The sequence below is a fragment of the Sulfuricurvum sp. genome (assembly GCF_041651515.1).
Taxonomy (GTDB): domain Bacteria; phylum Campylobacterota; class Campylobacteria; order Campylobacterales; family Sulfurimonadaceae; genus Sulfuricurvum.
In genome coordinates this window covers 1-7757 of record NZ_JBAZJF010000019.1, presented here as the reverse complement: position 1 = coordinate 7757, position 7757 = coordinate 1, and the positions used below count along the sequence as shown (strand labels likewise).

Genomic DNA, 7757 nt, shown 5'->3' with positions numbered 1-7757 from the left:
GGATGGCCGCACCTGTCGAAAGTATCGGATTTGTAATAAGTCTCATTCTCTCTCCTAATGAATTGTGTCGATAAATATCAATAAATCTTGCTAGAAAGATAGCTATATTCGCCTTATATTCACCTTTCTTTGATTCGCATTGTGAATATAAAACGTACCATATATACATCCATCGAAAAATAGGAAATACAAATAATATTTTTTCCTCCGTCTATTCTAAATTTCTAGGCTGATTCAATTTCATCCATCCTTCGATTTTACTGGTATAGCATTGATGAATTACTTGGCCCTTTTCATCATTTTCGGCTTGTATATAGAGGTTTAGATGATCACTGTACTGATCAGGGATCATCAGTATCCAGTCGTTCTTATCCAGCCATATTTTGACACCGTCAAGGGTCGAAAACTCTTTTCCTTTGGCGTCATCAAGGAGCATACGCATCATTTTTCCTTTCATCGCCTGAGAAGAGGGAATCTGGAAACTGCGGTAGAAAAACTTGGGCAGGGCATCGATCAGTTTGGAGAGTTTGACACGGTGATGAACCATCATCTCCAGTATTTTCAGCGTCGCATACATTGAATCACGGTGGGTTGCAAACTCGGTAAAAGTGAAATTTCCTTCACCGGTGGCAATTAAATCGTATTTTTTCATCTGAGCGGTTTTAAAATTGGAATATTGCCCCCGCTCGGTCTCCAGATGGTCAAAATAGATGATATCGGCTGCCCAGGAGGGTAGGAAGACCCGCTTGGTCGTTCCGAGAGCTTTGGCTTCCATATTCAGCAGTGTCATGACTACATACAGGGCCGACTGCTTTGTGAGTGGGATTCCCTCGTCGCATATGATCTCTAAACGCTGACCGTGCGGATAGATCATGAATCCGGCATTCAGTTTAAGTGCACGGATGACGGAACCCATATCCTCGTAGGAGCGCTTGGAAAGGGCTTTAATATTAAACAGTTTCTGTTCATCACGGTACGCATTGAAGAGGATATGATCGATCCCGAGATCATTAAGGATATCGGGGAAAACGTCCGATGCCATCTCGTGCATCATGTCCACGGCGATTCGGCAGTCGATGCATTTAAACATATGCGATTGCAAGAGTTCTTCCATCTCTTTTTTATACTGGCCGTACTCTTTTTTGTGGTCAAGCTCAATGATTTGTCCGATACGTTCATAATCGACCCGCCGGAATATCTCTTTGAAAAATGCTTTTTCGATTTTTTTGGCCATATCGCTATTGATCCGGAGTGCCTCATGATTGTAAAATGTAATGACGGTACTGGTGGGATCGTCGATTTTCTGGTGAAAATAGACTCCAGCGCAGTATTCGTCTATCGATGAGAGACTGCATCGCATTATTTCAGTGGGAATCGCATTGTAATCGACGATGTTGATACCGGAGGAAAGGAGACCCCCTAGAAATGCCCTCTTCAGCATTCGCGAACTTTTATCGTTGTCTCGCGATACCAGTACCGTCGATCCTACTGGAAGTTGAGCGCCGAATGCTTCCGCCAGCTTGGTCACCATTTCACAGGAGAGTTCGACATTGGACTTTCCGATAACCATCCCATTTTCAAAAATTGAATTTTTATATTTACTTCCCAAAATAACGCTGTGGCTGATAATGGAAGCATCTTCGATCACCTTGTCTGGCCAGATGGTAATATCTTTTTCGATACTAACCAATTCACCAATATCACATCCCTCGGCAAGTATCATCCCCGCTTTTGCGGCAAAGTTTTTACCGATATGGTTATCATTACAGATAATACAACCGTCCATCTTGGCATTTTTTCCAATTATAACGTCGTTCCATATCACCGTATTTTTAATTTTGCTATTTTGAGCAATCGTGACATTGTTTCCGATCACGACATTGCTCAGCTTAACCCCTTTTTTGATCGTAACGTTTTTCCCAACTACGACGATCCCTACGATCTCGACACTTTTATCGATGGCAGTATCTTCTTCGGACAGTGAAATAGACTCAGGATACTTATGAGGTTCTCCTCCGAGACTGAGATTAATCTTTTTGCTGAGGATATCCTCATATACATCACGATAGCTCTCTGGATTCCCGACATCGCGCCAATATCCCTCTGCATATCCTGCTATAAGTTCGATTCCTTTATTCATTAGCATTGGGAAAAGGTCTTTGGCAAAATCGAAATTTTCATTTTTAGGGATATAATCGAGAATCTCAGGTTCGATAATATAGATACCGGTATTGATCGTATCGCTGAATACTTCTCCCCAGCTCGGCTTTTCAAGAAACTTCTCGATTCTCCCCTCTTCGTTAGCGATGACGACGCCGAACTCTAACGGATTATCGACCGAAGTCAGGGTGATGGTAAGTTTGGAGTTTTTGGCTTTATGATAATCAAATATTGGGTGTAAACCTACAAAGGGATTTTTCTTCCCATGCGCTTTAAAGTTTGCTTAAAATCGTATTCTTTAAGCTTTTAGAGTTCATTTTCCTAGCTGTGATTGAAGTGTCTTTCATCTAATAAATTTTATAAAATTCTAAAATCTGCAATCACCCTTTACCCGCTTTACATCAGCTTTTGGAGGAAAACCAAACATTCGCGCATATTCTCGGCTGAACTGCGATGGACTTTCATATCCGATGTCAAATGCAACTTGGGAAGCGTCGATCTCTTTTGACATTAATCTGAGTCTTGCTTCATGCAACCGAAGTGTTTTTTTGAAACTGTAATGGACTCATTGTCGTAATCTTTTTGAAGTTATGATAGAGCGATGATTCACTCATGGAGACCAATTTGGCTAAATCTGGAATATCCAGTTTCTCAGCAAAATCATCTTTAATCTTTGTTATCACTTTTACTATGCGCTAAGTCGCACTTCCATCCATAATATATCGACGGATAAAATCTTCTCCCTCTTCATTCATTATAAGATCTATAGATTTAGAGAGAATGAGTGGGCATTCTAACAAAGTAAATTTAACAATATGGTTTTGTACTACAAGATATTAATTTTGGTAAAGATGAGATCTGTTTACGTGCTTCTTCAATCCAACATTGTAAAGTAGAATCAGGATTTGCAGTTAAAGAATAAATTACCCATTTTCCTTCTTGCATTGAATCAAGAATACCGGCTTCGCGCATTTGCTTAAGATGTCGGGAGACGAGCGGCTGTGAAAGTTCTAACGTGTCACAAATCTCACATACACACACTCTTTTATCTCTTAAAAGAAAAATTAGTATTTTCAACCGATTAATATCGCTAAATATTTTTGATAATTGAACCAATCTTTCCATCTAACCTTCTTCTAAGTCTTTTTATATAACAATCTCGTTATATAACATTAAAGTTATATGATTATAACGTAAGAAGAGGTTATTTATGGAACATATTGTTCTTTTCATTGATGCTATAGTAGATTTGAGCAATGCAATGGCTTTTTATATACTCTTCGGTCTGCTCTTCGCTGGAATCTTACATGAAATGGTACCTGAAACATTGGTTTCCAAACATCTAGGAAAGGACTCTATCGCTTCCGTAATCAAAGCTACCTTATTTGGTATCCCTTTACCCGTGTGCTCTTGTGGGGTGATCCCGTTAGCCGCTTCTATCAAAAAAAATGGTGCAAGTAACGGGGCAACGCTCTCTTTTTTGATTTCTACCCCTATTACCGGAGTCGATTCAATTTTGGCAACTTATGGAATGTTCGGCTGGGCTTTTACAATTTACAGAGTTGTTACATCCATTATTATCTCTATGATAGCAGGAATAATTACTAATCTGAAAGCTCCCGGTGAATCAAAGAACTCTCAACCATTGTTCACTATGGCACACTCAAAGCCGGTTAACCCATCCACGGTTTTAGTTGGTACATTACCTAATAATGAAAGATGTTCTGCCGATGATTGTGGATGCGGTCAACCCAAAGCGAAAAAACGTTTTTCCTTTATCGATGCGATGCACTATGCGTTTGTGACTTTGCTGGGCGATATCGCCAAGCCACTATTGTTTGGACTTATTATCGGTGCATTGATAACGGTGGCAATTCCCAAAAATTTAAGCGACATATTGATTACCTATCATTGGATCTCTTATCTGATCGTCGTTGCGATTGCGATACCGATGTATGTGTGTGCGACAGCTTCTTTACCTATTGCGGCGGGGCTTATGCTCGCAGGTGTTTCACCCGGAGCCGCTTTTGTCTTTCTCTCAGCCGGACCTGCAACCAATACGGTAACAATTGGCGTTGTCAAAAAAATGATGGGTACTCAAATCCTCACTATTTATTTGGTGACCATCGGTATCGGAAGTATTCTATTTGGTTTTGGATTGGACTATTTGTTAGACGGTGTTAATGTCAACGAAATTATCCATATCGATGAAAACCCCGGATTGATCGAGTGGATAAGCAGTACGATTTTATGGGGATTTGTGCTCTATTTCATCACGAAGCCCTATATCAGACCTAGTAAAATCAAAAATACAGGAGACAAGAACAATGATTTATAAGCACGAGACAAAGTATTCGATTGGTGAGATTAAAGAGCAAATGACATCAAAAGCAAAAGAGTATGGATTTGGTGTGCTCAAAGAGTATAATTTTAAAGATCTTTTACATGAAAAAGGCTTTCCGATTGAGAGAGCTATTACCGTATTCGAGCTATGCAATCCAAGCGGGGCACAAGCCATTCTTGGTTTGCATCCGGAAGTGTCTATTTTTCTTCCTTGTCGCATCTCAATTTATGACGATAACGGTCAAACGGTCATAAGCACCATAGGTATGGAAGATATAGTGCATAATTTCAATCTTGAGGAAACGATAAAAAGCCATATGACAGGACTTTTTAGCAAACTTCAGGCATTGATAAACAGCTGGGAATAGTATATAATCATCCATCATGAAAAAACGTAATTTCTGGACGATACTACTGTTGCTCTCATTTAGCTTCTCAATTGTGAATGCTTTTGTTATTGAGAGCAATGAGAAAGGTCATTGTAGCATCCAACAATATGTTCAAGAATTTTCTCAACCTACGCATTGTGGGGATTTATGCGATATTCGATATATGTTTCATATCAGCTTTATTCTCCCTGCTCAGACACAACTTGTCGAATGTGAGAGCCATACATTTGCACCGATTTATAACTCTGAGTATTATATCAGCCATAATCCCCCTTCTAATTTTCGTCCTCCAATAGCCGTTTAATTTTCCTATTTTTCAAAAAACAATAATCATTAAAACAGCCTTTTTGGCAAATTATTAACAGTATTAAAGGATTAGTCATGAAAATAATATTCGCACTTAGCACATTAATTTTTGCATTACACGCACAATCAGCGGAAATGACTGTACAGGAACATATGTCGATTCACACCTCTAACTCTCGCCCTTCCGCACAGCTTCAAGCCAAACAGGAAATGCACCGAATTCATAAAGTCGATGAAAAGCAGTTGGAGCAGTTGGTTCAAAAAGAGACCGGAGAAGAAATTACCAGTAAAAAATTAACCCATAGAGGTAGAATCCTCTACTACGATGTACGCACTGCGAATTATCGTTTGGAAGTCAATGCTCTCGACGGTGCCTTCCTGAAAAAAGAAAAAAAATGATTAAGCTTATTCTTTCTTTGTCGCTGTATTCAGCGGCAGTTATAGCAGAGAGTTTTGATCTTTTTTTAGAACAGGCTATCGAAAAAAGTCCCTATTTGAATGCTTCAGCATTAAGAACTGATCAAGCCATACTTGAAGGAAGTAAACTGACCCGTTATGAGAATCCTACTCTCGAAGTGGAAAGATCCCGATTTAAGTCCGATAATGGCTATCGGTTGGGACTCAATCAACCGGTTCGTATATGGGGTGTAGGTGAAGACAAAGAACGCATTGCCAGATCGTTATCAAGCAATGCCAAAGCCAATGTTGCGGTTGAGCGATCCCGCTTTATCAAAGAGCTTTCACTTTTGTATGTCGATTACGCGCAAAATCAAAAATTATTGAATCTTGCCAACGAAGAATTGAAAATTGCTCAAAACATTAATGATGTCTCTAAAGCACGCTATGCTAACGGCACTTTATCTAAGGCACTAATGCTCCAAGCCGATGTTGCGTATTTCGATGCTCTCTCCAATCGCGCTGAATCCCAAAAAGAAGCGGTAAAAAGCTATGACGCGTTACGTGAATACGCTGGGTTTAGTGAAGAAATTGCAGTTGACGCTGATACTGATTTCATTCGTTTTGGGGATGAGAAATTAAATCCTGATTTAGCGTTATTGACATCGGAAAATGACCTTAAAGCATCGCAGGCAAAACTCGAAACTCATATCATCGAATCAATTGGGGTATTTGGAGAATACGAAAAAGAGCCCGATCAAAATATCTACCGTGCAGGAGTTTCGATCCCTTTGCCGATTTTCAACACGAAGCGCGAAGAAAAATCGATTCAAGAACTTCAAATACGCCAAAACGCACTGTTTTTCAAAGCACAAAATGACCGTCTTGGGCTTCGAAAAAAAAGTTTGACCAAAGAGATCACGTCTCTTGAAACACTTTTGCAACAACGCAAAGAAAATCTTAAAAACGCTCAAGAACTCTTGGGGATGTATCAAGACGCCTATGCGATTGCTAATGTTAATCTTTTAGAACTCTATGAGATCAAGAATCGCCGTATTGCAACGCAAGAAGAGATCATTTCTCTCCAATCACAAATGAATCGTTCTACCATCGAATACAACTACCTTCAGGGAGCTTACAATGAATAAAATATCACTGAGCGCATTATTCTTTTCTGTAGCACTATTTGGTGCAGTACAAATACCGACCGATACCGTGCAATCACGACCATTTGGTGCCATGATTGACGTAAACGCCAAAGTAATTGTGCAAAAGAATGACCAACATGCAATTACAACGTCGCTGGAAGGGTACATCGAAGAATATTACGTCCGTGCCGGTGATACGGTTAAAAAAGGGGATAAAATCGCACGGTTGCGTTCGGTTGCCCTCTCCAAACTTTCCATCGATTATCAGTCGTTAAAAACCCAATACGCCCATTTCGATAAAAATTTTCAGTCGGATAAGGCATTGTATGAACGGGGGATGCTCTCGCGGCAGGAAATGACGACCAAACAAATAGAGCGGGATGCACTGCTTTCTCAGATCAAAGGGATCGAAGTCCAGCTCAAAGGTTCTAACGTCAACCCCTCATCACTGACAAACAACGGTAATTCCCATTATGTCTATGCCTCTGCATCAGGACGAATCGGTGAGATTCTTGAACCAGTGGGTGCATTTATCAAAGACGAAAAAGTAATGGCAACCATCATTAACGCCGATGCGTTTTATCTGCAATGTTTTATCCCTCTCAAATATTCGGTACAGGTGCAAAAGGGACAAAAGGTTTTGGTGAAAAGTAATACACCCTCTGTGCTATATGGACAAATCAATCGTGTATTGCCGAGTATTGATGAAGCAACTCAGCGCATCAGTGCATTAGCCTCGCTGGATAAATCTTCATCGTTGTATTTGAATCAGTATGTCGGGGCGACCATCTATACCCAAAAAGATAAAAACTACCTCGCGGTGAAAAAATCGGCACTCACCTTTTTTCAAAACGAATGGGTTGTCTTTGTCCCGACTGTTACTAAAGCGCACGTAAAAAAAGAAAAGAACGATGAGCATGAGGAAGAAAAAGCCCCCTATGAAGCGAGAGTGGTGGAAATCATTGCTAAAGACGACCAATATATCGCCATTAAAGGGTTGAATGCCGGTGAACGC

The 7757-nt window shown here is 40.2% G+C and carries 10 protein-coding genes; 6 read left to right on the top strand and 4 right to left on the bottom strand.

What is annotated here, in order from left to right:
* Window positions 1–211: 211 nt before the first annotated feature.
* The 4 genes from WC407_RS14880 to WC407_RS14865 form a co-directional block, all read right to left on the bottom strand.
* Window positions 212–2347, bottom strand: coding sequence for a sugar phosphate nucleotidyltransferase (locus WC407_RS14880; RefSeq protein ID WP_373023433.1), 2136 nt, complete (start codon window positions 2345–2347; stop codon window positions 212–214).
* A gap of 180 nt (window positions 2348–2527) precedes the next feature.
* On the bottom strand, window positions 2528–2671 hold the full coding sequence (locus WC407_RS14875; protein WP_373023432.1) for a hypothetical protein: 144 nt from the start codon (window positions 2669–2671) through the stop codon (window positions 2528–2530).
* A 16-nt stretch (window positions 2672–2687) separates the two neighbouring features.
* Window positions 2688–2843, bottom strand: coding sequence for a hypothetical protein (locus WC407_RS14870; RefSeq protein WP_373023431.1), 156 nt, complete (start codon window positions 2841–2843; stop codon window positions 2688–2690).
* Window positions 2844–2967: 124 nt separating this feature from the next.
* The gene (locus WC407_RS14865; protein ID WP_373023430.1) at window positions 2968–3285 is read right to left on the bottom strand and encodes an ArsR/SmtB family transcription factor; all 318 of its coding nucleotides are present in this window, start codon (window positions 3283–3285) and stop codon (window positions 2968–2970) included.
* Window positions 3286–3370: 85 nt separating this feature from the next.
* Between WC407_RS14865 and WC407_RS14860 the strand changes: the two genes are divergently transcribed.
* From WC407_RS14860 to WC407_RS14835, 6 genes are all read left to right on the top strand, one after another.
* Window positions 3371–4498, top strand: a complete 1128-nt coding sequence (locus WC407_RS14860) for an SO_0444 family Cu/Zn efflux transporter (protein WP_373023429.1) — start codon at window positions 3371–3373, stop codon at window positions 4496–4498.
* Window positions 4488–4871 carry a DUF302 domain-containing protein gene (locus WC407_RS14855; RefSeq protein ID WP_373023428.1) on the top strand — a complete coding sequence of 128 codons (384 nt, stop codon included), beginning with the start codon at window positions 4488–4490 and terminating at the stop codon, window positions 4869–4871. The genes WC407_RS14860 and WC407_RS14855 overlap by 11 nt, the downstream gene beginning before the upstream one ends.
* A 16-nt stretch (window positions 4872–4887) precedes the next feature.
* Entirely contained in the window at window positions 4888–5196 is a 309-nt protein-coding gene (locus WC407_RS14850; protein WP_373023427.1) for a hypothetical protein, read from the top strand.
* Between the two features lie 77 nt (window positions 5197–5273).
* Complete coding sequence (locus WC407_RS14845) at window positions 5274–5597, top strand: hypothetical protein (RefSeq protein WP_373023426.1); 324 nt, start codon at window positions 5274–5276, stop codon at window positions 5595–5597.
* On the top strand, window positions 5594–6742 hold the full coding sequence (locus WC407_RS14840) for a TolC family protein (protein ID WP_373023425.1): 1149 nt from the start codon (window positions 5594–5596) through the stop codon (window positions 6740–6742). Before WC407_RS14845 ends, WC407_RS14840 begins: the two co-directional genes overlap by 4 nt.
* On the top strand, window positions 6735–7757 hold a 1023-nt coding region (locus WC407_RS14835; protein ID WP_373023424.1), incomplete at its 3' end, for an efflux RND transporter periplasmic adaptor subunit. The genes WC407_RS14840 and WC407_RS14835, both read left to right, overlap by 8 nt.

Excerpts from the sequence above, each read along its gene's own strand:
- WC407_RS14875 (WP_373023432.1), bottom strand. The coding sequence starts at position 2,671 with ATGTCAAAAGAGATCGACGCTTCCCAAGTTGCATTTGACATCGGATAT.
- WC407_RS14865 (WP_373023430.1), bottom strand. The coding sequence starts at position 3,285 with ATGGAAAGATTGGTTCAATTATCAAAAATATTTAGCGATATTAATCGG.
- WC407_RS14860 (WP_373023429.1), top strand. The coding sequence starts at position 3,371 with ATGGAACATATTGTTCTTTTCATTGATGCTATAGTAGATTTGAGCAAT.
- WC407_RS14855 (WP_373023428.1), top strand. The coding sequence starts at position 4,488 with ATGATTTATAAGCACGAGACAAAGTATTCGATTGGTGAGATTAAAGAG.
- WC407_RS14850 (WP_373023427.1), top strand. The coding sequence starts at position 4,888 with ATGAAAAAACGTAATTTCTGGACGATACTACTGTTGCTCTCATTTAGC.
- WC407_RS14845 (WP_373023426.1), top strand. The coding sequence starts at position 5,274 with ATGAAAATAATATTCGCACTTAGCACATTAATTTTTGCATTACACGCA.
- WC407_RS14840 (WP_373023425.1), top strand. The coding sequence starts at position 5,594 with ATGATTAAGCTTATTCTTTCTTTGTCGCTGTATTCAGCGGCAGTTATA.